Source organism: Streptomyces sp. NPDC005374 (genome assembly GCF_042872225.1).
Taxonomy (GTDB): Bacteria; Actinomycetota; Actinomycetes; order Streptomycetales; family Streptomycetaceae; genus Streptomyces.
The window spans coordinates 70,846-92,714 of record NZ_JBIAKA010000023.1; the positions used below are offsets into that span (position 1 = coordinate 70,846).

Consider the following 21,869-nt stretch of genomic DNA (forward strand, 5'->3'; position numbering starts at 1 on the left):
TGACAGAGCTATGACGTGCCTTGGTGGCACTTGGGCTTACAGAAGGGGGGTGGGCGGCGATTACCCTTTCCCTTCTGGTCCCTGCCCGACTCATCGGAACGCGAGATACATGACCGTCAACGGCTCTGACGACGTACTGCTTGTCCACGGCGGAACCCCGCTGGAGGGCGAGATCCGTGTCCGCGGTGCGAAGAACCTCGTACCGAAGGCCATGGTCGCCGCCCTGCTGGGCAGCGGGCCGAGTCGACTGCGCAACGTTCCGGACATCCGTGACGTGCGGGTCGTACGCGGGCTGCTGCAACTGCACGGGGTGACGGTCCGTCCGGGTGAGGAACCGGGCGAGCTGGTGATGGACCCGACCCATGTCGAGAGCGCCAACGTCGCCGACATCGATGCCCACGCCGGGTCGAGCCGCATCCCGATCCTTCTGTGCGGGCCGCTGCTGCACCGCCTCGGGCACGCGTTCATCCCGGGCCTCGGCGGCTGCGACATCGGCGGCCGGCCCATCGACTTCCACTTCGAGGTGCTGCGGCAGTTCGGCGCGACGATCGAGAAGCGCGCGGACGGGCAGTTCCTGGAGGCGCCCCGTCGGCTGCGCGGCACGAAGATCCGGCTGCCGTACCCGTCGGTGGGCGCGACCGAGCAGGTGCTGCTCACCGCCGTCCTCGCCGAGGGAGTCACCGAGCTCTCGAACGCGGCCGTGGAGCCGGAGATCGAGGACCTGATCTGCGTCCTGCAGAAAATGGGCGCCATCATCGCGATGGACACCGACCGGACCATCCGCGTCACCGGTGTGGACCAGCTCGGCGGCTACAACCACGCCGCCCTGCCGGACCGCCTGGAGGCGGCCTCCTGGGCGTCCGCGGCGCTGGCGACCGAGGGGAACATCTACGTCCGCGGCGCCCAGCAGCGCTCGATGATGACGTTCCTGAACACCTACCGGAAGGTGGGTGGCGCCTTCGAGATCGACGACCAGGGCATCCGCTTCTGGCACCCCGGCAGCCAGTTGAAGTCCATCGCGCTCGAAACCGACGTGCACCCGGGCTTCCAGACGGACTGGCAGCAGCCGCTGGTGGTCGCCCTGACGCAGGCCACGGGCCTGTCGATCGTCCACGAGACGGTGTACGAGTCCCGCCTCGGATTCACCTCCGCGCTGAACCAGATGGGTGCTCACATCCAGCTGTACCGCGAGTGCCTGGGCGGCTCGGACTGCCGCTTCGGGCAGCGCAACTTCCTCCATTCGGCGGTCGTCTCGGGCCCGACCCGCCTCCAGGGCGCCGACCTGGTCATCCCCGACCTGCGCGGCGGCTTCTCGTACCTCATCGCGGCACTGGCCGCCCAGGGCACCTCCCGCGTCCACGGCATCGACCTCATCAACCGCGGCTACGAGAACTTCATGGAGAAGCTCGTGGAGCTCGGCGCGAAGGTGGAACTCCCAGGCAAGGCACTCGGGTAGCCGTAACCGGCCCTACGACGATGGGGCGGCCCCCTGTGAAGGGGGCCGCCCCATTGGCGTTACGTCGTCCCGAAGTACGTCGTCCCGAGACGTACCGTCAGGCTTACTTGCCCTTGGCGGCTTCCTTGAGCTTGGAGCCCGCCGAAACCTTGACGCTGTAGCCGGCCGGGATCTGGATCGGGTCGCCGGTCTGCGGGTTGCGCGCGGTGCGAGCGGCACGGTGGGTGCGCTCGAAGGTCAGGAAGCCGGGGATGGTGACCTTCTCGTCACCCTTGGCGACGATCTCGCCGACGGTCTCGGCGAACGCGGCCAGAACGGCGTCGGCGTCCTTGCGGGTCACCTCGGCGCGGTCGGCCAGCGCGGCCACCAGCTCACTGCGGTTCATGTTGTTACTCCCGTGTTCTTCTTGCCGTTGGGGTGTGCCTCGCGGCGGAGCCGCACACGTGGCACAGCGAAGCCGATGCGCTCGCGCCCAGTGACGCATCCTGCCCCTACCTGCTGCGGGAAAGCCAATCCGGCACCCGCAGGACTCGTGAGAACACCCTAGGGGGTCACACGAACTGGGGCCTGGGCGTGGCGCCACCATAGAGGGTGGCGTGAAGCGCCCGGTTTCGCGACGCGCCGGGCCGGAGGGCCACCGTGGCGATCCTCACAGCCGACGCCCACTGTAGACGCGGCCCTACGCCGTCGCCCCCGCGGCCTTGGCCGCGTCCCGCACCGCACCCGCGACCGCGCCCGCGACCTTGTCGTTGAACACGCTCGGGATGATGTAGTTCGGGTTCAGCTCGTCCTCGGTCACGACGTCCGCGAGCGCCTTCGCGGCCGCGAGCATCATCTCCGTGTTGACCGTGCGGGACTGGGCGTCCAGCAGACCGCGGAAGACACCCGGGAAGACCAGCACGTTGTTGATCTGGTTGGGGAAGTCGGAGCGGCCGGTGGCCACGACGGCCGCCGTCTCACGGGCGATCGCCGGGTCGACCTCGGGGTCGGGATTCGCGAGCGCGAACACAATCGCGTCGTCGGCCATGGCGGCCACGTCGGCGCCGTCGAGGACGTTGGGGGCCGAGACGCCGATGAAGACGTCGGCGCCCCGCACGGCCTCCTTCAGCGTGCCCGTCAGGCTCTCGGGGTTGGTGTTGTCCGCGATCCAGCGCAGCGGCGAGTCGGCGGCGGCGCCCACCAGGTCCTCGCGGCCGGAGTGCACGACGCCGTGGATGTCGGCGACGACGGCGTTCTTGACGCCCGCGGCGATGAGCAGCTTGAGGATGGCCGTACCGGCCGCGCCGGCGCCGGACATGACGACCCGGATGTTCTCGATCGCCTTGCCGGTGACGCGCAGTGCGTTCGTCAGGGCGGCGAGGCAGACGATCGCGGTGCCGTGCTGGTCGTCGTGGAAGACGGGGATGTCGAGGGCCTCGCGCAGCCGGGCCTCGATCTCGAAGCAGCGCGGCGCGGAGATGTCCTCGAGGTTGATGCCGGCGAACCCGGGGGCGATCGCCTTGACGATCTCGACGATCGCGTCGGTGTCCTGGGTGTCCAGGCAGATCGGCCAGGCGTCGATGCCGGCGAACCGCTTGAAGAGGGCCGCCTTGCCCTCCATGACCGGGAGGGCGGCCATCGGACCGATGTTGCCCAGGCCCAGCACGGCCGAGCCGTCCGTCACGACCGCAACGGAGTTGCGCTTGATGGTGAGGCGGCGCGCGTCCTCGGGGTTCTCGGCGATGGCCATGCACACCCGGGCGACACCCGGGGTGTAGATCATCGAGAGGTCGTCACGGTTGCGGATGGGGTGCTTCGACGCCATCTCGATCTTGCCGCCGAGGTGCATCAGGAACGTACGGTCGGACACCTTGCCGAGCGTGACGCCCTCGATGGCGCGCAGTTCCTCGACGATCTCGTCGGCGTGCTTGGTGGAGCTGGCCGCGATGGTGACGTCGATCCGGAGCTTTTCGTGACCGGAGGCGGTGACGTCGAGGCCGGTCACCGAGCCGCCGGAGGACTCCACGGCGGTGGTGAGCTGCGATACGGCGGTTCCGCTCGCGGGCACCTCCAGCCGGACCGTCATCGAGTAGGAGACGCTGGGCGCCGTTGCCATGGCCGACTTCCTCCGCTTTACCTGTGGTGCTGATGCCGTCCGATCGTCGCACCTACTGATGGGTAGGCGTTAGCCACCCCGGATTGCGAACGTTTTGTTCACGAGAAGAGGCCCACGTCCTCTGGACGTGGGCCTCTCGTCAAGTCAGTGACACCGACCCGCCATGCTCGCCTCGCGGCAAGTGGTCGCTCGTGGCGACGAAGGTTGGGCCCGGGGGCTTGGATCGGGCCGGTGTCACACTCAGGCTAACAAACGGATCCCGAAAGACCATTCCCGTCCCGAGAGTTCAATCTCTCAGCAGATCCGGCACCCCGTCCGCGTCCGGCTGGTCCCGGTCCGCCGAGACGACCGTCAGCTGCTGGGTCGCCCGGGTGAGCGCGACGTACAGCACGCGCAGTCCGGCCGGTGACTCGTCGGCGATCTCGGCCGGGGAGACGACGATCGACGCGTCGTACTCCAGGCCCTTGGCCTCCAGACTGCCGAGCGCCACCACGCGGTCGCCGAGTCCGGTGAGCCAGCGGGCCGCCTCCTCGCGCCGGTTCATGGCGACGACGACGCCGACGGTGCCGTCGACGAGGTCGAGGAGCCGGGCGGCCTCCTCCCGGACGGTCTCGCCCAGCGTCTTGCGTACGACCGTGAAGCGCGGCTGGACGCCGGTGGACCGTACCGCCGCGGGGGAGGTCGCGCCGGGCATGGCCAGCGCGAGGACCTTGGCCGCGAGGTTGGCGATCTCGGAGGGGTTGCGGTAGTTGACGGTGAGCTGGAAACGGCGGCGGGGACGGGTGCCGAGGGCCTCGTCGCGGGCCTCGGCGGCCTCTTCGGGGTCGGACCAGGAGGACTGGGCCGGGTCCCCCACGACCGTCCAGGTGGCGTGCCGGCCGCGGCGGCCGACCATGCGCCACTGCATCGGCGTGAGGTCCTGGGCCTCGTCGACGATGACGTGGGCGTACTCGACCCGTTCCTGGGCGAGCCGCTCGGCCCGCTCGCGCTGCGTCTCCTCGCGGACCGGCATGAGCTCCTCCAGGCCCGTGAGGTGGTCGAGCGGGTCCAGCTCCCGCCGCCTGCGCGGGCGGGCCGGGGCGCCGAGGACCGCCTGGAGCTCGTCGAGCATGGCGATGTCGTGCACGGAGAGGCCGTCCCGCCGGAGCGAGCGGGCGACCCTGCGGACCTCGCCGGGATTGAGGATCCGGCGGGCCCAGCGGCCCAGGCGCCGCTCGTCGGCCATGGCGGCGAGAACGCCCTTGGGGGTGAGCTCAGGCCACCAGGCGTCGAGGAACGCGATGAAGCTGTCCTCCGAGGTGATGTCCTCGTCGAACGACGACCGCAGTTCGGCGGCCAGCTCCGGATCGGTGTGCCGGCTTCCCGACCCGGACCGCGCCCACAGGGCGTCCAGGAGCAGTTTGCGGGCCCGGGGCCGCAGCAGGTTGACGGGTGCGGTGCCGCTGAGGGCGTTCTGGCGGATACGTTCCAGCTCGGCCGCCTCCAGTTCGAGCCGGCGCCCGAAGGCGACGACACGGAGGCGGGAGGGAGTTCCCGCGGGGGCGGGCTCGGGTGCGTCCTCGGGCGTGTCCTCCTCGCCGAAGGCGAGCTGGCCGGGCTCGCCGAGGGCCCGCTGCCCCGGACCGCTCCCCCTGCCGTGGGTGCCCGACTCCAGTGCCCCCCGCGCCGCCTTCCGCAGGACCTTCAGCATCCGGTACGACCCCTTGGCGCGGGCCACGGCCGGGGAGTCGTACAGGGTGGCCTCGACGCCGTCGACCAGGGAGCCGATCGCCCGGATGGCGACCTGGCCCTCCTCGCCGAGCGACGGCAGGACGCCCTCGGTGTAGGCGACGAGCAGGGGCGTGGGCGAGACGATGAGGATGCCGCCCGAGTACCGGCGGCGGTCCTGGTAGAGCAGATACGCGGCCCGGTGCAGGGCCACGGCGGTCTTGCCCGTGCCGGGGCCGCCCTCGACGTACGTCACCGAGGCCGCGGGTGCCCGGATGACCATGTCCTGCTCGGCCTGGATGGAGGCGACGATGTCCCGCATGGTGTGGCTGCGGGCCTGTCCGAGCGCGGCCATCAGGGCGCCGTCGCCGATGACGGGCAGCTCCTGGCCGTCGAGGAGGGCCTTGAGTTCGGGGCGCATGAGGTCGTCCTCGACACCGAGCACCTTGCGGCCCTTGGAGCGGATGACGCGGCGCCGTACGACACGCCCGGGATCCACCGGAGTGGACCTGTAGAAGGGCGCTGCGGCCGGGGCCCGCCAGTCGATGACCAGCGGGGCGTAGTCGGAGTCCAGGACTCCGATCCGGCCGATGTGCAGGGTCTCGGCGATGTCGGCGGTGTTGTCCTCGCGGACCGCGCCGTCGGCGGGCTCCACGGCGGTGTAGGCGCCGTCCGGGCCCTTCTTGCCGTCCCTGCCCAGGAGCAGGTCGATCCGGCCGAAGAGGAAGTCCTCGAACTCGTTGTTGAGGCGGTTGAGGTGGACGCCGGCCCGGAAGACCTGGGCGTCCCGCTCCGCGAGCGCGCCGGGTGTGCCCACCTGGCCGCGCTTGGCCGCGTCGTTCATCAGGAACTCCGCCTCGTGGATCTTCTCCTCGAGGCGCCGGTACACCCGGTCCAGATGTTCCTGTTCCACGCTGATCTCACGGTCCCGAACTGAGTCGGAAACCGTGTCGACCGCGGTCGGTTGAGCCTGAGCGGCCACCGGGCCCCCTTCTGACGTGCTGGGCAGCCGTCAACCGTACGCGAAGGGGACCCCGGGCGGGAAGTTACGCGTCGACCTCGACCAGCTTCTTGCCGTTGGAGTCGACGACTTCGAAGTGGTCGATGTCGCTCTGGGCGGGAGCGACGGCGCCGCCGATGTAGAGCGGCTTCTTGGACTCCGGGGTCTTGCCGTCCGGAATGCCGTAGCCCCACTTGCCGACGGACCAGGTGGAAGCCGTCCAGCGTTCGCCGTTGTCTGCGACGGCGATGAGGGAGCACTTCAGCGGTCCCTTGACGCCCTTGAGCTCCAGACCGAGCGAGGTGCCCCAGTCCTTCGTCTGCATGGCGACCGTCGCGCTGACCCCGGTCGAGGGGTCGGTGCCGGAGACCTTGTCGCTCATGGACTCGAAGAGTTCCTTGGCGGTACTCGCGAGGACCTGGCCCTGCTTGGGCTGGGTGCCCGAGTCACCGCCGCTCGCGGCCATCGCGACGAACGGACCGCCGATGATCAGGGCGGCCGCGGCCGCGACCATGTAGAAGCTGCGGCGCCGCTTGTGCGCACGGCGCTCCGCGACCTCGTCCACGAGCTTGTTCACGATCCGCGGGCTGGGCTTGGCGGAGAGCGACTCCCCGATCGCGGGTGTGCCGGAGCCCGGCAGGTCCGCGAGGGCGGCGAGCATCGGCTCCATGCCGGCGAGCTCGTCGAGCTGCTGGGCGCACCATTCGCAGGTCGCGAGGTGCGCCTCGAAGGCGGTCGCCTCGGCGTCGTCGAGGATTCCGAGGGCGTAGGCGCCGACGGTCTCGTGCTCGTTCGGCACCGGAGATCCCATCATGGAACCTGACATACCCGAACCACCTGTACCGAATCCCTGGTTACCCCCGTACACACTCATCACGCCGTCACCCCCCGCTCCTCCAGTGCGAGCTTCATCGACCGCAGGGCGTAGAACACCCGCGAGCGGACGGTTCCGCTGGGTATGCCCAGTGTCTCGGCCGCCTCGTTGACGGTACGCCCCTTGAAGTACGTCTCGACGAGCACCTCCCGGTGGGCCGGGGTCAGGTCGTCGAGCGCGTCCGACAGCGTCATCAACCACAGCGCCTTGTCGATCTCGTCCTCCGCGGGGATGACCTCCAGCGGTGACGGGTCGACCTCCTGCGGCCGGGCCTGCCGGCTGCGGTGTCCGTCGATGACGATGCGCCGGGCGACCGTCACCAGCCAGGGGCGTACCGATCCGGTTGCTCGATTGAGCTGTCCGGCGTTCTTCCAGGCACGGATGAGCGTCTCCTGCACCACGTCCTCGGCTCTCTGGCGGTCTCCCGCAACCAACCGGAGGACATACGCAAGGAGAGGCCCGGCGTGCTCCCTGTAAAGGGCACGCATCAGCTCCTCATCTGGTTCCGAGGGCTGGGACATGCGATGTCGGGCCCTCGATCCACGTTCATTGGCCACGACGGAATCCTTGCGCACGCCCACCTCCGATGTCCGGGGGTTCCCCCAGTCGGTCGCTCGACAACAGGTACGGAAGGGGGGTGCCGGGTGTTCAAAGTGCGACGACAGTTTTCTTCTGAGTGACGTGACGAGACAGGACATGCGCGCACATTCCCGCCGCGCGATCTTTACATTTCCGCCACACCGGCAAGATCAAGACTACGGCCCGTAAGGTTGAGCGAGTAAACGACATGTAATCGAAATCACGTCGACTGCGCCTCCACAGAAGGGACATAACGACCAGTCAGGCGCGCGAGAGAGCCGCGCGCCTCCGATGCCGGGCCACCCTTTCGCGGTTTCCGCAGACCTCACTGGAGCACCAGCGCCTCCTGCGTCCCCGTGATGTGTCCAGGTACACGATGGGGCAGTTGTCCCCTTCGCACTCTCTGATCCCCGCCCGCGCGACCGGGTCGGTGAGCAGTTCCACGGCGTCCCTGGCGACGGCCCCGAGCAGCGCCGCACAGCCGGGCGGACCCTCCAACTCCCGCACCAGAGTGCCGCCCTCGCCGGACACCGCCCGCGGGGCCGGGGGCGCGGCGCGGGCGGCGTCATTGACGTGGGCGAGCGCGAGGTCGTACCCGTGCCCGGGTGCCTCTCGCACCAACTGCCCGATCCGGCCGCGCAGTTCGCGGAAGCCGACGAGCCAGGAGGGGTCCGCGTGCGTCAGACCGGTGCCGTCCGGCACCAGACCCGAACCGACGATCCAGGCGCACAGCACCTCCGTCGAGTCGAGGCGTTCCTCGGGGTGGGTGGTCGCGAGGAGGTCGAGACAGATCCGTCCGGCGTCGAAGCGCAGTTCGTACGCGACCGTGGCCGTACCCAGTGCCATGTGCCTGTCACCGCCTAGGGGTGCCGCTTCGGGGCTCCCTCTAACAGTGCCTCCCCGCTCCCACCGCCGGAACCCCCCGGACCGGGAGCGGTACCTGGCTGTGTCACCGCCGGCCCACGATCCAGCCCCTCCGGCGTTTGAGGAGCGGGGGTCCGGGGGCGGAGCCCCCGAAGGACGGGACGGGTAGGGGCGGCGGGGGCGAAACCCTCACACGTCGGAGTACTTCGCGTCCGCCGCCGGGTCCAGCGCGAGCCGATACCCCCGCTTCACCACCGTCTGGATCAGCTTCGGCGCCCCCAGGGCCGTACGCAGGCGGGCCATGGCCGTCTCCACCGCGTGCTCGTCACGCCCGGCACCCGGCAGCGCCCGCAGCAGCTCCGCCCGGGACACCACCCAGCCGGGCCGTCGCGACAGCGCCCGCAGCAACGACATCCCCGCGGGCGGCACCGGCCGCAACGCCCCGTCGACCAGCACCGCGTGCCCCCGGATCTCCACCCGGTGGCCGGCGATGGGCAGCGAGCGGGCCCGGCCGGGAAGCTCCTGGCACAGCAGTTGTACGAGCGGCCCGAGCCGGAAGCGCTCGGGCTGGACCGTATCCACTCCCTGCGCCTGCAGCGGCAAGGCGGTCACCGGTCCGACACACGCCGGCAGCACATCGTGGTTGAGGGCCGCGAGCAGCTCCGGCAGCAGACTGCGGTCCTCGGCCCGGGACAACAGGGAGGCAGCGGCGGGCGCGCTCGTGAAGGTCAGCGCGTCGAGGCCGCGCGAGACGGCCGCGTCCAGCAACCGGTCCAGCGGCGCGAGGTCCTCCGGCGGCATCCACCGGTACACCGGCACCCCCACGACCTCCGCGCCCGCGGCCCTGAGCGCCTCCACGAACCCCGGCAGCGGCTCGCCGTGCAGCTGGATGGCGACCCGGCGCCCCTCGACGCCCTCCTCGAGGAGCCGGTCGAGCACCTCGGCCATGGACTCGGACGACGGCGACCAGTCCTCCGTCAGCCCGGCGGCCCGCACCGCCCCCTTGACCTTGGGTCCGCGCGCGAGCAGTTCCACCTCGCCCAACCGGTCGAGGAGCGGCTCACCGAGCCCCCACCCTTCGGCGGCCTCGACCCAGCCCCGGAACCCGATCGCCGTGGTGGCGATCACCACGTCCGGCGCCTGGTCGATGAGGTCCTTCGTCGCCGCCAGCAGTTCGCTGTCGTCGGAGAGGGGCACGATCCGAAGGGCGGGAGCGTGCAGTACGGCGGCCCCGCGGCGCTGGAGCAGCGCACCGAGCTCGTCGGCCCGGCGCGCGGCTGTGACTCCCACGGTGAACCCCGCCAGGGGCCCGTGTTGCTCTGCTGGCTGCTGTTCGTCGTACATGGCTGTCGTCCCGCAGTCTGTCGTCTGACCTACATGCCGACCGAGCCTGTCAACGGCTCGTGACAGGCTCGGTTCCGCTTTATATCGTCAGTGTTACGTCACACCTCGGCGTAGCTGAGCTGCGGCTTCGCCTCGGAGGCGGTCGTGGCCTGGCCCTGAGAGGCCGTGCGGCGAAGGTATACGGCCCAGGTGACCAGGAAGCAGGCCGCGTAGAAGGCGAGGAAGGCGACGAACGCGCCGGTTCCGGAGCCGTAGGAGAGGAAGGACTGGCGGAAGGCGAGGTTGATGCCGACGCCGCCGAGTGCGCCGACCGCGCCGATCAGGCCCATGGAGGCACCGGAGAGACGGCGTCCGTAGGCGGCGGCCGCTTCGCCTTCGAGCCCCTTGCCCAGGGCCTTCGTGTGGAAGATGCCGGGGATCATCTTGAAGGTCGAGCCGTTGCCGAGGCCGCTGAGGACGAACAGGACCACGAACGCGACGGTGAACAGTCCGAGCGACTTCTCCATGCTGGCCGCGATGAGGACGGCGGTCGCGGCGGCCATCCCGACGTAGTTCCACAGCGTGATCTTCGCGCCGCCGTACTTGTCGGCCAGCGCGCCGCCCACGGGACGGATCAGCGAGCCGAGCAGCGGGCCGATGAAGGTGACGTACGCGGCCTCCAGCGGGGTCCGGCCGAACTGGTTGGTCAGCACCTGGCCGAAGGCGAAGCTGTAGCCGATGAAGGAGCCGAACGTGCCGATGTAGAGGAAGGACATGATCCAGGTGTGGCCGTCCTTCGCGGCGTCCTTGGCGGCGCCGGTGTCGTTCTTCACGTTCTCGATGTTGTCCATGAAGAGCGCGGAGAGGACGGCGGCGATGAGGATCAGCGGGATGTAGATCCCGAGCAGCACCCGGGGTCCGCCGCTGGCGCCGATGATCGCGAGGGCGATCAGCTGGATGACCGGGACGCCGATGTTGCCGCCGCCGGCGTTGAGCCCGAGGGCCCACCCCTTCTTACGGAGGGGGAAGAACGCGTTGATGTTCGTCATGGACGACGCGAAGTTGCCGCCGCCGATACCGGCCAGCAGGCCGACCAGCAGGAAGGTGTTGAACGAGGTCCCCGGCTTCATCACGGTGAACGCGGCGATGGTGGGGATGAGGAGCAGGCTGGCCGAGATGATCGTCCAGTTCCGTCCGCCGAAGATCGCGACGGCGAAGGTGTAGGGGACGCGGACGACGGCACCGACGAGCGTGACCATCGACGTGAGCAGGAACTTGTCGGCCGGCGTGAGCCCGTACTCCGGGCCCATGAAGAGCACCAGCACGGACCACATGGTCCAGACCGAGAACCCGATGTGCTCGGAGAGAACGGAGAAGAGCAGGTTCCGCTTGGCGACCTTCTCGCCGGTTTCCTTCCAGAAGGTCTCGTCCTCGGGATCCCACTGCTGGATCCAGCGGCCGCCCCTGCTCGGGGGTGCGGGGGCTGTACTAGGGGCTGTCATGACGCCTCCACGGTGCGACGGGGCTCAGGTCCTGCTTCGAGTGGCTGATTCCGAAGGTAGGGAGGACGCGTTTCCTGCCTGTGGCACCGGGTGACCGGAAGGGAACTTTGCTCTCACCCCGGCGCAGGAGGGGATGAGAGGTCGTGGGGGCTTTGTGTTTCCAACAGCTCCACCCCGCGGGGCCGTGGTGTGAGGGCCGGCCGGCCGCTTCAGCCGTAGGCGTCTTCCTGGTGGTCATCGGGGTCGTCGTACTCCTCTGCCGGCCGGAGCCCGAGGCCGGACCCCCGGTCCAACGCCCGTCGCCGCAGCTCAGCGGTCTCTTCGGGGCCGATTCCGTGGGCCGCGAACTCCTTGTCACTCCCCCATACGACGCCCTCCGGCCGGTCACTCAACTCGACGAGGTGGGATTCCCCTCGTTCCGCGCGCCCAGCTGCCGCGGCTGCTCCGGCTCGATCACGGAGCTCAGCGCCGAGCGAGTGCGCTCCGTGGCCCACACCTACGACTGTTTCGACGAACGTCTCATCGAGGCTCTCGCGGCGATGACGGGCCGCCGCACACGTGGCTGGTGGGAGGAGTACCGCGATCACGTCCCGGTGGCCCTTGTCGACCTGGCCGAACTGGAGCACCACGCCGCCGCGTTGCGCGTGGCCCTCATGCTCCACATCCCGGCGCTGCTCCAGACGACGGACCATGCCCGGGCCCTCTTCCAGGCAGTGGTCCCGCCCATGCGGCAGTACGAGATCGAGCACCGCCTCACCCATCGCCTCAAGCGGCAAGGCCTACTGCACAGGCCGGACCCGCCGCCGTACACGGCGATCATTCACGAGGCGGCACTCCGTATGGGCTTCGGCGGCCCAGTCGTCGCCCGGGGCCAGCTCAAGCACCTGACCGACATGAGCGAACTGCCGCACGTCACCCTTCGCGTGATCCCGTTCGGAGCGGACCACTTCCCCACCACCGGCCAGTCCTTCGACTATGTCGAGGGCCCCGTCCCCCAACTCGACACCGTCCAGCTGGACTCGCACCACGGAGCATGCGAGTTCCTCGACGCGGAAGCGCAGTTGAGCAAGTACCGGGCCGTACTGAACAGCACAGAATCCTGTGCACTCGCGCCCGCCGAATCACGCGACTTCATCCACCGTCTCACCCAGGACCTGTGAGGAACCGAACCATGCAGCCCATCCACTGGCAGAAGTCCACCTACAGCGGCGACGGCTCGAACTGCGTCGAGATAGCCGCGGCCCCCGCCGCCATCCACGTCCGCGACTCGAAGAACGCGGAAGGCCCCCACCTTGCCTTCCCGACCGCCGCTTGGACTCAGTTCATTTCCCACACCGCCTCCCCCACGTCACCGACGCGGGATTGACCGAAGCGTCTTACGTCTCTGTCCACGTTTGCCACGAGCGAGTACTCATGCAAGAGTACTCGTATGTCATCCATCAGGTTGTTCATCCTCGACACGTTCGCGAGGAACGGCGAGATGCACGGGCACAAGGTCCGTCTCCAGGCAGAGCAGGAACATCTGCACCTGTGGACGGACGTGTCGGTGGGCAGCCTGTACCAGGCGATCAAGCGGCTGCTGTCCGAAGGGCTGCTCGCCGAGGTACGGGTCGAGCGAGAAGGCAATCTGCCCGAGCGTCAGGTCTACGGCATCACCGACGAAGGGCGGCGGCGGCTCCGGGAACTGCAGTCGCAGGCGCTGACCCACATCTGGATGAAGCCGGACCCCTTCGACCTGGCCCTGACCCGTCTGGACCCCGAGAAACTGGATGATCTCCACGCCGTCATCACCTCCCGGCTGGACGAGCTCTCCTCCATGCTGTCCACCACCGAGGCGCTGAACGCGCAGGCCATCGACGGCGGCTACCTGACGGTGAGCGAGGCCCTCGCGGTCAGCCACGGCGCGCACCGGCTGCGCGCCGAAGTCGCCTGGCTCCAAGAAGTCCTGAACGCGGTGCCCGAGATCGTCGCCGACGAGCGGACCCGCCGGCCCGGCACCCCCTGATCGCCGGGCACCACGCCAGCACGTACCAGCCTGCGACCTGCAACCTGCACGACCGATGTGCGGACCAAATGGAGCATGCACCATGTCGTTACTGATCGAACCCTTAACGCTGTCCATACCCGACGAACAGCTGACCGACCTGGGCGAACGCCTCTCCCGCACACGGTGGCCCGACGCCGAAACCGTGCCCGACACGAGCCAGGGCCCCCAACTGGCCAAGATTCGCGCCCTGCACGACTACTGGCTCCACACCTACGACTGGCGGCGTTGCGAGAAAACCCTCAACGGCTTCGGCCAGTCCCGCACCACCATCGACGGCCTGGGAATCCACTTCCTCCACGTGCGCTCGCCGGAACCGGACGCCCTCCCCTTGATCATGACCCACGGATGGCCCAGCTCGGTCCTCGACTTCCACAAGGTCATCGGCCCGCTGACCGACCCCGCGGCCCACGGCGGCGATCCGCGCGACGCTTTCCACCTCGTGGTGCCATCGCTGCCGGGATTCGGCTTCTCCGACCGGCCGACCGCACCCGGCTGGGGATTTCCCCGGATCGCCGACGCCTGGATCACCCTGATGGACCGACTCGGGTACCAGCGGTGGGGTGCACAGGGCGGCGATCTCGGCTGCGCGGTCACCGACGAGATCGGTCGCGCGGCCCCGGACGGCTGCATCGGACTGCACCTCAACTTCGCGATGTTCCCGCCCACACCCGAGGAGATCAAGGACGCCACCGCGCAGGAACAGGCCATGCTCGACAGCGCCGGCTGGTTCTGGGAAAACCTTTCGGGCTACGCCAAACAACAGGCAACCCGTCCGCAGACCCTCGGCTACTCCCTCGCGGAGTCCCCCATCGGCCTGGCCGCCTGGATCTACGCCATGTACCAGGACACCTGCGGCACACCAGGAGACGCGGAAGCGTCATTCACCCTGGACGAACTACTCGACACCATCATGCTGTACTGGCTTCCCAACACCGGAGCATCCTCCGCCCGAACGTACTGGGAAATGGCCCGGGCACCCCGCCCCTCCGCGCCGACCCCCGCCGGACCCATCACCGTGCCCACCGGATTCAGCATGTTCCCCGAGGAACACGTGCGAAAGTCCAGGCGCTGGATCGAACGCCGCTACAGCAACGTGATCCACTTCAGCGAGCCCGCCGCAGGAGGCCACTTCGCGGCCCTGGAGCAGCCGAAACGCTTCACCGAGGACGTCCGGGCCACTTTCCGCTCCGTGCGCTGAGCGCGGATGCCCGCGCCGCGACCTCCCTCGACCGACCTCCTTGCAGAAGGGCACGATCTCATGGCGGCTCTGCCGACCGAACTCCTCGAACTGCTGCGGCGGCCGAGTCCCTGCTTCATCGCCACGACGATGCCCGACGGCTCGCCCCAGCTCACGCAGACCTGGGTGGACACCGACAGCGAACACATCCTCATCAACACCGTCGAGGGCTACCGCAAGGCGAAGAACGTACAACGTGACCCGCGCGTCGCTCTGACCATCGCCGACCCCGACGACACCACCCGCTACTTCGGGGTAAAGGGGCACGTGACCGCCGTCACCACCAACGGTGCCGCCGAGAACGTCGAACGCCTCTCCCAGAAGTACACCGGTCGGCCCTACACCTCCTACGGCGGCCCGGGACAGACTCGGATCCTGCTGACCATCGTCGTCGACACCATCATTCACGCCCCCGCGCACTAAAGGCCGCGTCGCGGCTGAGGCGCCGTCCGGTGCGGATGCAGAACAGGGGTTCACCGCTGCGTCCGGCGCGCTCATTCAGCCAAGCACCCAGCAGTTTCTGGATGGGTCGATCGAGCGGGACGGTGCGCTGTTCGCGCCCTTTGCCCGCGCGGATCGCTCAGACGTCGGTTCCGGTGAGAGCGGCGGTCGCCTGCCAGAGTTTCCCGGCGACCGCCAGGTCCAGGCCCGCCCGGCCGGGCTTGCGGATCAGCGGGTGGCCCGTGAAGCTGAACAGCCCGTCCGGTCCGACGTAGGCGTTGCCGGGGACGTCCTGCGTGGCCGCGTACATGAGCGGCAGCGCTCCGCGCTCGGCGTCCTGCACCAGGAACGGGAGCCGGTTGACGAATCCCAGCGGCGAGTGCGTGACCAGTCCGGTGCGCGCGATGCCGGGGTGAGCGACGACCGAGCGGACATGGCTGCCCGAGTCGGTCAGGCGGCGCTGCAGTTCCAGCGAGAACAGCACGACGGCGAGCTTGGACGACTCGTACACGGCCAGCCCGTTGTACTTGCGGGAGCGCCAATCGAGGTCGTCGAGATCCAGCTTGGCGAAGCGGTGCAGCTGACTGGAGACCGTCACCACGCGGTCGGTCAGCCGCGGCAGCAGCAGGTTGGTGAGCACGAACGGCCCGAAGTAGTTCGTCGCGGTCTGCACGTCGAGACCCTGCGCGGTCTGTGCCGCCGGGATGTCCATCACCCCGGCATTGTTGATCAGCACATCGATGTCCCCGGTGTACGACCCTGCGAACGCGTGCACCGAGTCCAGGTCGGCGACATCCAGTCGCCGGACATCGAACTCTCCACGCATCCCGTCCACTGCCCGGCGCGTCTTGTCGACGTCGCGCACGGCCAGCACCACATGGGCGCCGGCCCGGGCGAGTTCACGGGCGGTCACCAGCCCGATCCCCCCACCCCCACCGGTGATCACCACCGTCGCGCCGGCCATGTTCGGCAGCTGGTCCGCGGTCCATCTGGCCATACGAAACTCCTCCAGAGGCACTTGCCCGATTCCTGACATCGCCCAGTAGAAAGGGACCGTGCCGACGGATGAAGGACATGCCCAACCACTGAACGGCAGGGCGTGGCTAACCGTGCGCACGTGCCGGACCATGAGGTGGCGGCATACGGCATACGGCACGAGGCATTCGAGGTGGGAAGCCGATGGTGGACACGACACTGGATCGCGACGGCCTGGCCGGCTTCCTGCGCGGACGCCGGGAGTCCCTGCAACCCGAGGACGTCGGGTTGCGCCGCGGCGCACGACGGCGCACGGCAGGGCTGCGCCGCGAGGAGGTCGCCGAGCTGTGCGACATGTCGGCCGACTACCTGGCCCGGCTCGAACGCGGTGGTGGTTCCCGGCCGTCGCAGCAAATGGCGGCAGCCATCGCCCGGGGCCTGCGCCTGACCCCGGACGAGCGCGACCACTTGTTCCTGCTGTGCGGGCACCGCCTTCAGACACGGCAACTGCGCGAAGCACACATCAGTCCCGGGCTGCTGCGCGTCATGGACCGGCTGCAGGACACCCCGGCGCAGATCGTGGGCCCGGTCGGCGAGACACTGCAGCAGACGCCGCCGGCCGTGGCGCTGCTCGGCGACGAGACGCGTCACACCGGCCCGGCGCGCAGCGCCCTCTACCGGTGGTTCACCGACCCCGCCGCCGCCCGCCGTCGGTACCTGCCGGACGACCACGACCTGCACAGTCGCGTCTACGTCGCCGTCCTGCGCGCCAGTGCCACCGCGCAGGGGCCGGGGTCGCCGGCCGCCTCGCTGGTGGCCGATCTGCAGCACAACAAGGAATTCGCCGAGCTGTGGAACCGCCAGGAAGTGGGACTGCGGTGGAGCAACGCCAAACGCTTCGTCCACCCCGAGGTCGGACGCATCGACCTGTACTGCCAGACACTGCTCGACCCCGACCAGGGGCAGTCCCTGCTCATCTTCACCGCCACGCCCGGCACCGAGAGCCACGACAGACTCGCCCTGCTGACCGTGCTCGGCGCCGAGACGTTCACAGGTTCCTGACGCACACGAGGTCTTTGCGGAGCCGAGCGCCTTTCGACGCGGCCGTCGCGTGAAGGCCGTTCTCGTCCTTCACCACGCATCAGCGTGAGGTTGGAAAAGGCTCACGCGGGGGCGGAGCCCGGAGCCGTGTGTCAGGGCCGGCGTTGCGTGGTCGGCGCCGCGGGGCCGACGCGAACCCTCCGTGAACCGTTCGGCCACAGCCGCGGCCGCCTCTTCGCCGCCAGGTCCTCGATCCAGCCGAACGTCAGGATCGCGAGGCCGATCAGGGGCCAGACCAGGACGAACATCCACAGCGTGTCGGTCGCGTCCAGCGCGGCGACCGCGCGGTCGCTCTGCATGAAGGGGAGGCGGTAGGCGAGGTCGATGATCGGGACCGTGGCCATGATGAGCATGTTGTGCCAGAGGTAGATGGTGACGGCCCTGTTGTTGGAGAGGGTCACCAGCTTGTCCCAGCGCGCGAGGCGGCCCGGGAGTTCCTGCCATGACGGGGAGTACTGGAGCAGGATGACCACGAAACCGAACGACCAGGCCGCCTGGGCCAGCGGGATGTCGTTCAGGTCCCAGCCCTCGGGGCCGAGATGGCCGGAGGCCCACCACAGGGCGAAGGCCATCACCATGACCGAGCCGGAGACGGCGAGGTAGCGCGGGACCTTCGCCAGGACACCCTCGTGGTGTGCGATGCCGAGGACCCAGCAGCTGCCGTAGACCGCGAAGTCGGTGACCGCGTTGCCCAGTTCGCCGGGGATGGTCACAAGTCCCGTGCCCACCACGGCCGTCAGGGCCAGCGGGGCGAGCAGGGTCGCCCACGGGACCTTGCGGAACGCCCACAGCAGCAGCGGGGACGCCAGCACGAACCAGAGGTACGCGCGGAGGTACCACAGCGGGCCCACCGCCTGGTCGGCCCATGTGCTCTCCAGCAGGTTCGACGGGAAGCCGACCTCCCAGGGGTACGGCGGCGCGCCGATCGGGATGACGTAGTTCACCATCTCCAGCAGGCCCCAAGTCCCGCTGTGGTCGGGGTCCTTGGAGAGATTCCAGCCGCCCAGGAACATCAGTGGCAGCACCACCGCGCTGAACGCCCATAGCGGCGGCAGGAGTCGGCGGATCCGGCCCCTGATCACGCTCAGCGTGGGCCTGTTTAGTGAGCGGGCCATCAGCGAGCCCGCCAGCGCGAACATCACGCCCATCGACGGGAACAGCACGGTCAGCCACGCCCAGCCGAACAGGTGGTAGAGGACCACCCGGACCAGGGCGAGGGAGCGGAGAAGGTCCAGGTAGCGGTCCCGGCCGGGCGCCTTGGGCCCAGCGGGCACAACTGGCTCAGCCGCACGCTGTTCCGGCACCGAGGCGTTCTGCCGTCCCGCCGCGTAGTCCTGGGTCATCCGACCGGCCTCCGTTCGTCGCTCTCACTGCCCGCCCGCGGCCGCGGCACCGGTCCGCCCGGCGCCTCGACGACTCCCGTGCGGCGCAGCTTCTGCCAGCGCAGACGGCCTCCGGTAAGGGCGGTGATCCAGGACTGGAGCAGCACGACGTACATGAGCTGGCGGTAGAGGATCTGCTGCAACGGCAGCGAGATCAGGTGGGTCATGCGTTCGCGGTCCAGCCGGAACGCGTAGGCGGCGCAGACCACTTGGATCGCGAGGACGCCCAGCCAGGCCACGATCGTCTTCTCGGTCGGGCCGAACACGACGCCGTAGAGGAGGAACACGTCGATCAGGGGGGCCAGCAGGGGTGCCACGACCATGAACAGCGAGACCAGCGGCAGGCCCACGCGGCCGAAGCGGCCCGACGGTCCGCGTTCCACCAGCGCGCGCCGGTGCTTCCAGATCGCCTGCATGGTGCCGTAGGACCAGCGGTAGCGCTGGGACCACAACTGCTGGACGGATTCCGGGGCTTCGGTCCAGGCGCGCGCCTTCTCGGCGTAGACCACGCGCCAGCCGTCGCGGTGCATGGCCATGGTGATGTCGGTGTCCTCGGCGAGCGTGTCGTCGCTCATGCCGCCGACGCGTTCCAGGGCCGAGCGCCGGAACGCCCCCACCGCGCCGGGAATCGTCGGCATGCAGCGCATGATGTCGTACATCCGGCGGTCGAGGTTGAAGCCCATCACGTACTCGATGTGCTGCCAGGCGCCGATCAGCGAGTCCCGGTTGCCGACCTTCGCGTTGCCCGCAACGGCGCCGACGCGCGGGTCGCCGAAGGGCTGCACCAGCTCACGGACCGTGGACGGTTCGAAGACCGTGTCGCCGTCCATCATCACGATGATGTCGTGACGGGCGTTCGCCAGACCGCGGTTGAGGGCGGCGGGCTTGCCCGCGTTGAGCTGGCGGACGACCCGGACGTTCGGCAGGCCCATGGCCTCGACGAGCCGGGCGGTGCCGTCGCTGGAACCGTCGTCGATGACGATGATCTCGATCGGCTGCTCGCTCGCCATCAGTGAACGCACGGTGTTCTCGATGCACTTGGCCTCGTTGTACGCCGGGACCAGCACCGACACCGGCTCGGTGACCGGCTCCCCCCAGCGGAAGTCCTTGCGGCGCACCCGGCGGGCGTGAACGCCCGACAGCAGCAGCATCAGCAGGAAACGGCCGATGACCAGGGAGCCGATGACGGCGAGACCGGCGACGAGGACGTCGGTGATGTGCTCGGAGGCCTGGACGAGGAAGACCCACGCCCTGCCCTTCCACAGCTCGGGTCCGGCGACCGGGGTGAGCGCGCTGGGCGCGTCGAGGGCCTCGGTGAGGTTGTCGAACTCGTAGCCCTTGTGCTGCATGTCGGGCAGGAAGCGGTCGAGCGCCTGGACTGTCTGGTGGCGGTCACCGCCGGAGTCGTGCATCAGCACGATCGCGCCCTTGCCGCTCTTCGGGGTGGCGTTGCGCAGGATCTGCCGGACGCCTGGCTTCTGCCAGTCCTCGCTGTCGGTGTTGTTGACGACGGTGACGTAGCCGCGGGAGCCGATGTACTCGGTGACCGGCCAGGACCTGTCGTCCATGGCGTCGGCGAAGGAGGAGTACGGCGGGCGGAACAGCGAGGTGCGGATGCCTGCCGCGCCGGCGAGCGCGAGCTGGTTCTGGGAGAGCTCCCAGTCGATGCGCTTCTTCGACTGGAAGGACAGGTCGGGGTGGTTGAAGGTGTGCAGCCCGACCTCGTGGCCCTCGTCGACCATGCGCTGGACCAGGTCCGGGTAGCGGGAGGTCATGGTGCCGGTGACGAAGAAGACGGCGTGCGCGTGATGCTTCTTCAGGACGTCCAGGACCTTGGGGGTCCAGGTCGGGTCGGGACCGTCGTCGAAGGTGAGGACGATACGGCGGTCGGGCATCCTCAGGCTGGTGGCGCGGCCGCTGCGGGTGTCGATCACCGGGCCGCCGTCGAGGATCTTCTCGGGCACCTTGTCGGTGGCGGCCTCGGCCTGGATGCGGTGGTCGGCGAGGATCTCGCTGTGGACGTAGCCGCGCAGCATCAGCATCGCCATCAGGGCGACGAGGACGAGCAGCGGCAGCAGGAGGCGCATGGGCAGGCGGCGGCGCCTGGAGCCGTCGGGGGCTTTGGCCGCGGCCTCCGGACGGCGGGTGCGTGATGCCATCAGACGATGTGCTCCGAGGACGGGGCGAGCGGGGCGTCGGGCGGCGCGGCGGGAGCCGTGGTGCCGGTGCCCGAGGTCTCCGACGCGAGCGGTGAGGGTTCGGCCGGGCCGTCGGCGACCGTCCCGGGCCCGGTGCTGCCGCCGCCCGCGCTCTCGCTCGGGGCGACCGACGGCTCGGGACTGGTGGTGACGGGCGGCGTCGGGGAGGGGCTGCCGGCCGGCGGGTTGACCGACTGCGTCGGTGTCGCCGACGGGAGCGTGCTCGCCGACGGGTTGCCGCCCGGCTGGGTCGCGGTCGCCGACGGGGCGGTGGACGCCCCCGGCCTGCCCGGGCTGACGGTGGCCCCGGGTGCGGTCCCGCTCACCCCGGGCGCCGGAGTCACTCCGGCGCCCACGCTCGGGGTGACTCCCGGCAGCAGCACACCAACGGGGACGGAGGGCTTCGCCGACTCCGCGGGCGCCGGACTGGTGTCGACCTTGCCGGCCGGGGCGTCGTCCTTCGGGCCGGTCATCGGTACCCAGGGCGCGTTGGAGTTGCCGGACAGCAGGGTGACGACGATGACGAGGGCGTAGACCGCGCAGGCGATGCCCACGGCGAAGCCGATACGGCGGAACCGGCGGCTGCGGCGCCCCGACTCGTCGACGAAGACCGGGCCGTCGGAGCCCTCGGACCCGCTGTCGCCGGCCGGCTTGCCCTCGCTCCGGTTGTCGGCGCTTCCCCCGTCGAGCTGGACGGTCACCTCGTCCGGGTCGTGGGTCTGCCCGGCGGCGCCGCCGGATTCCCCGGTGCTGCCGGACTCCCCGGCGCTGTCGGACTCGTCCCACGGGTCGCGCACGACGGACCTACGGCCGGGCGGCTCCGGGAAGCCGCTCGCGCGGTCCGCTCTCGGGGCCCCGGGGAAGTCCGGTGCGCCGTCCGCGCCGCCCGCGTCCAAAAGCCCCTCGCTCGGAGCGCGAGTCTCCGGGACCCGAGTCACTCCGGTTTCCGGGAACGTCTGGGTGCCGGCCCCGATCGCCGATACGGCCTGGGTGCCTGATGCGGCCTCGGGCCATTCCGGTTGGGCGTCTTCCCGCCACTTCTTCACGCGCATACATCCCCCCACAGGACCGTTCCGGGTGCGCGTACG

General features: G+C 69.6%; 20 protein-coding genes. 7 read left to right on the top strand and 13 right to left on the bottom strand.

Annotated elements, in window-relative coordinates:
- Positions 1-109: 109 nt before the first annotated feature.
- On the top strand, positions 110-1,456 hold the full coding sequence (gene murA / locus ACFYRX_RS41315; RefSeq protein WP_389111846.1) for a UDP-N-acetylglucosamine 1-carboxyvinyltransferase: 1,347 nt from the start codon (positions 110-112) through the stop codon (positions 1,454-1,456).
- Positions 1,457-1,559: 103 nt separating this feature from the next.
- Here the strand turns inward: murA and ACFYRX_RS41320 are convergent, their stop codons facing one another.
- The 9 genes from ACFYRX_RS41320 to ACFYRX_RS41360 all read right to left on the bottom strand — a co-directional run bounded on the left by ACFYRX_RS41320 (position 1,560) and on the right by ACFYRX_RS41360 (position 11,792).
- Positions 1,560-1,841: an HU family DNA-binding protein gene (locus ACFYRX_RS41320; protein WP_007382399.1), complete on the bottom strand. Its 282-nt coding sequence runs from the start codon at positions 1,839-1,841 to the stop codon at positions 1,560-1,562.
- A gap of 294 nt (positions 1,842-2,135) precedes the next feature.
- On the bottom strand, positions 2,136-3,551 hold the full coding sequence (locus tag ACFYRX_RS41325) for an NAD-dependent malic enzyme (RefSeq protein WP_389111847.1): 1,416 nt from the start codon (positions 3,549-3,551) through the stop codon (positions 2,136-2,138).
- Positions 3,552-3,837: 286 nt separating this feature from the next.
- The gene (locus ACFYRX_RS41330; protein ID WP_389111849.1) at positions 3,838-6,240 is read right to left on the bottom strand and encodes a HelD family protein; all 2,403 of its coding nucleotides are present in this window, start codon (positions 6,238-6,240) and stop codon (positions 3,838-3,840) included.
- Between the two features lie 64 nt (positions 6,241-6,304).
- A complete protein-coding gene (locus ACFYRX_RS41335; RefSeq protein ID WP_389111851.1) occupies positions 6,305-7,084 on the bottom strand; it encodes an anti-sigma factor family protein in 780 nt (259 codons plus the stop codon).
- Positions 7,085-7,131: 47 nt separating this feature from the next.
- Positions 7,132-7,653 carry a sigma-70 family RNA polymerase sigma factor gene (locus ACFYRX_RS41340; RefSeq protein ID WP_010039908.1) on the bottom strand — a complete coding sequence of 174 codons (522 nt, stop codon included), beginning with the start codon at positions 7,651-7,653 and terminating at the stop codon, positions 7,132-7,134.
- A gap of 319 nt (positions 7,654-7,972) precedes the next feature.
- Positions 7,973-8,557, bottom strand: a complete 585-nt coding sequence (locus ACFYRX_RS41345) for a CGNR zinc finger domain-containing protein (RefSeq protein ID WP_389111852.1) — start codon at positions 8,555-8,557, stop codon at positions 7,973-7,975.
- 207 nt (positions 8,558-8,764) lie between these two features.
- Positions 8,765-9,919, bottom strand: coding sequence for a uroporphyrinogen-III synthase (locus tag ACFYRX_RS41350; RefSeq protein ID WP_389111854.1), 1,155 nt, complete (start codon positions 9,917-9,919; stop codon positions 8,765-8,767).
- Positions 9,920-10,017: 98 nt separating this feature from the next.
- Complete coding sequence (locus tag ACFYRX_RS41355; RefSeq protein WP_389111855.1) at positions 10,018-11,400, bottom strand: nitrate/nitrite transporter; 1,383 nt, start codon at positions 11,398-11,400, stop codon at positions 10,018-10,020.
- Positions 11,401-11,609: 209 nt separating this feature from the next.
- Positions 11,610-11,792, bottom strand: coding sequence for a hypothetical protein (locus ACFYRX_RS41360; RefSeq protein WP_389111857.1), 183 nt, complete (start codon positions 11,790-11,792; stop codon positions 11,610-11,612).
- A 9-nt stretch (positions 11,793-11,801) separates the two neighbouring features.
- Here ACFYRX_RS41360 and ACFYRX_RS41365 point away from each other — a divergent pair, with 9 nt between their 5' ends.
- The 5 genes from ACFYRX_RS41365 (at position 11,802) to ACFYRX_RS41385 (ending at position 15,107) form a co-directional block, all read left to right on the top strand.
- Positions 11,802-12,560 (top strand): DUF5753 domain-containing protein, encoded by a 759-nt coding sequence (locus tag ACFYRX_RS41365; protein WP_389111858.1) that lies wholly within the window; start codon positions 11,802-11,804, stop codon positions 12,558-12,560.
- A gap of 11 nt (positions 12,561-12,571) precedes the next feature.
- Positions 12,572-12,766 (top strand): DUF397 domain-containing protein, encoded by a 195-nt coding sequence (locus tag ACFYRX_RS41370; protein ID WP_389111860.1) that lies wholly within the window; start codon positions 12,572-12,574, stop codon positions 12,764-12,766.
- Between the two features lie 63 nt (positions 12,767-12,829).
- Positions 12,830-13,405, top strand: coding sequence for a PadR family transcriptional regulator (locus ACFYRX_RS41375; protein WP_389111861.1), 576 nt, complete (start codon positions 12,830-12,832; stop codon positions 13,403-13,405).
- Positions 13,406-13,487: 82 nt separating this feature from the next.
- Complete coding sequence (locus ACFYRX_RS41380; protein ID WP_389111862.1) at positions 13,488-14,645, top strand: epoxide hydrolase family protein; 1,158 nt, start codon at positions 13,488-13,490, stop codon at positions 14,643-14,645.
- 60 nt (positions 14,646-14,705) lie between these two features.
- Positions 14,706-15,107 (top strand): TIGR03618 family F420-dependent PPOX class oxidoreductase, encoded by a 402-nt coding sequence (locus tag ACFYRX_RS41385; RefSeq protein WP_389111864.1) that lies wholly within the window; start codon positions 14,706-14,708, stop codon positions 15,105-15,107.
- A 157-nt stretch (positions 15,108-15,264) separates the two neighbouring features.
- On the opposite strand, the gene ACFYRX_RS41390 is transcribed toward ACFYRX_RS41385, so the two are convergent.
- A complete protein-coding gene (locus tag ACFYRX_RS41390) occupies positions 15,265-16,122 on the bottom strand; it encodes an SDR family NAD(P)-dependent oxidoreductase (RefSeq protein WP_389111866.1) in 858 nt (285 codons plus the stop codon).
- Between the two features lie 182 nt (positions 16,123-16,304).
- Here ACFYRX_RS41390 and ACFYRX_RS41395 point away from each other — a divergent pair, with 182 nt between their 5' ends.
- The gene (locus tag ACFYRX_RS41395) at positions 16,305-17,162 is read left to right on the top strand and encodes a helix-turn-helix transcriptional regulator (protein WP_389111868.1); all 858 of its coding nucleotides are present in this window, start codon (positions 16,305-16,307) and stop codon (positions 17,160-17,162) included.
- Between the two features lie 131 nt (positions 17,163-17,293).
- On the opposite strand, the gene ACFYRX_RS41400 is transcribed toward ACFYRX_RS41395, so the two are convergent.
- From ACFYRX_RS41400 to ACFYRX_RS41410, 3 genes are read right to left on the bottom strand one after another with little or no spacing between them, the layout of a single operon-like run.
- A complete protein-coding gene (locus ACFYRX_RS41400; RefSeq protein ID WP_389111870.1) occupies positions 17,294-18,544 on the bottom strand; it encodes an acyltransferase in 1,251 nt (416 codons plus the stop codon).
- Positions 18,541-20,742 (bottom strand): glycosyltransferase, encoded by a 2,202-nt coding sequence (locus tag ACFYRX_RS41405; RefSeq protein ID WP_389111871.1) that lies wholly within the window; start codon positions 20,740-20,742, stop codon positions 18,541-18,543. The genes ACFYRX_RS41400 and ACFYRX_RS41405 overlap by 4 nt, the downstream gene beginning before the upstream one ends.
- Positions 20,742-21,833 (bottom strand): hypothetical protein, encoded by a 1,092-nt coding sequence (locus ACFYRX_RS41410; RefSeq protein WP_389111873.1) that lies wholly within the window; start codon positions 21,831-21,833, stop codon positions 20,742-20,744. The genes ACFYRX_RS41405 and ACFYRX_RS41410 overlap by 1 nt, the downstream gene beginning before the upstream one ends.
- Between the last annotated feature and the right edge of the window lie 36 nt (positions 21,834-21,869).

What these genes read in the sequence shown, in the direction of transcription:
- ACFYRX_RS41345 (WP_389111852.1), bottom strand. Translation starts at nt 8,557, where the DNA reads ATGGCACTGGGTACGGCCACGGTCGCGTACGAACTGCGCTTCGACGCC.
- ACFYRX_RS41320 (WP_007382399.1), bottom strand. Translation starts at nt 1,841, where the DNA reads ATGAACCGCAGTGAGCTGGTGGCCGCGCTGGCCGACCGCGCCGAGGTG.
- ACFYRX_RS41410 (WP_389111873.1), bottom strand. Translation starts at nt 21,833, where the DNA reads ATGCGCGTGAAGAAGTGGCGGGAAGACGCCCAACCGGAATGGCCCGAG.
- ACFYRX_RS41390 (WP_389111866.1), bottom strand. Translation starts at nt 16,122, where the DNA reads ATGGCCAGATGGACCGCGGACCAGCTGCCGAACATGGCCGGCGCGACG.
- ACFYRX_RS41395 (WP_389111868.1), top strand. Translation starts at nt 16,305, where the DNA reads ATGGTGGACACGACACTGGATCGCGACGGCCTGGCCGGCTTCCTGCGC.
- ACFYRX_RS41405 (WP_389111871.1), bottom strand. Translation starts at nt 20,742, where the DNA reads ATGGCATCACGCACCCGCCGTCCGGAGGCCGCGGCCAAAGCCCCCGAC.
- ACFYRX_RS41325 (WP_389111847.1), bottom strand. Translation starts at nt 3,551, where the DNA reads ATGGCAACGGCGCCCAGCGTCTCCTACTCGATGACGGTCCGGCTGGAG.
- ACFYRX_RS41380 (WP_389111862.1), top strand. Translation starts at nt 13,488, where the DNA reads ATGTCGTTACTGATCGAACCCTTAACGCTGTCCATACCCGACGAACAG.
- ACFYRX_RS41335 (WP_389111851.1), bottom strand. Translation starts at nt 7,084, where the DNA reads ATGTCAGGTTCCATGATGGGATCTCCGGTGCCGAACGAGCACGAGACC.
- ACFYRX_RS41340 (WP_010039908.1), bottom strand. Translation starts at nt 7,653, where the DNA reads ATGTCCCAGCCCTCGGAACCAGATGAGGAGCTGATGCGTGCCCTTTAC.
- ACFYRX_RS41350 (WP_389111854.1), bottom strand. Translation starts at nt 9,919, where the DNA reads ATGTACGACGAACAGCAGCCAGCAGAGCAACACGGGCCCCTGGCGGGG.
- murA (WP_389111846.1), top strand. Translation starts at nt 110, where the DNA reads ATGACCGTCAACGGCTCTGACGACGTACTGCTTGTCCACGGCGGAACC.
- ACFYRX_RS41385 (WP_389111864.1), top strand. Translation starts at nt 14,706, where the DNA reads ATGGCGGCTCTGCCGACCGAACTCCTCGAACTGCTGCGGCGGCCGAGT.
- ACFYRX_RS41400 (WP_389111870.1), bottom strand. Translation starts at nt 18,544, where the DNA reads ATGACCCAGGACTACGCGGCGGGACGGCAGAACGCCTCGGTGCCGGAA.
- ACFYRX_RS41375 (WP_389111861.1), top strand. Translation starts at nt 12,830, where the DNA reads ATGTCATCCATCAGGTTGTTCATCCTCGACACGTTCGCGAGGAACGGC.
- ACFYRX_RS41355 (WP_389111855.1), bottom strand. Translation starts at nt 11,400, where the DNA reads ATGACAGCCCCTAGTACAGCCCCCGCACCCCCGAGCAGGGGCGGCCGC.
- ACFYRX_RS41370 (WP_389111860.1), top strand. Translation starts at nt 12,572, where the DNA reads ATGCAGCCCATCCACTGGCAGAAGTCCACCTACAGCGGCGACGGCTCG.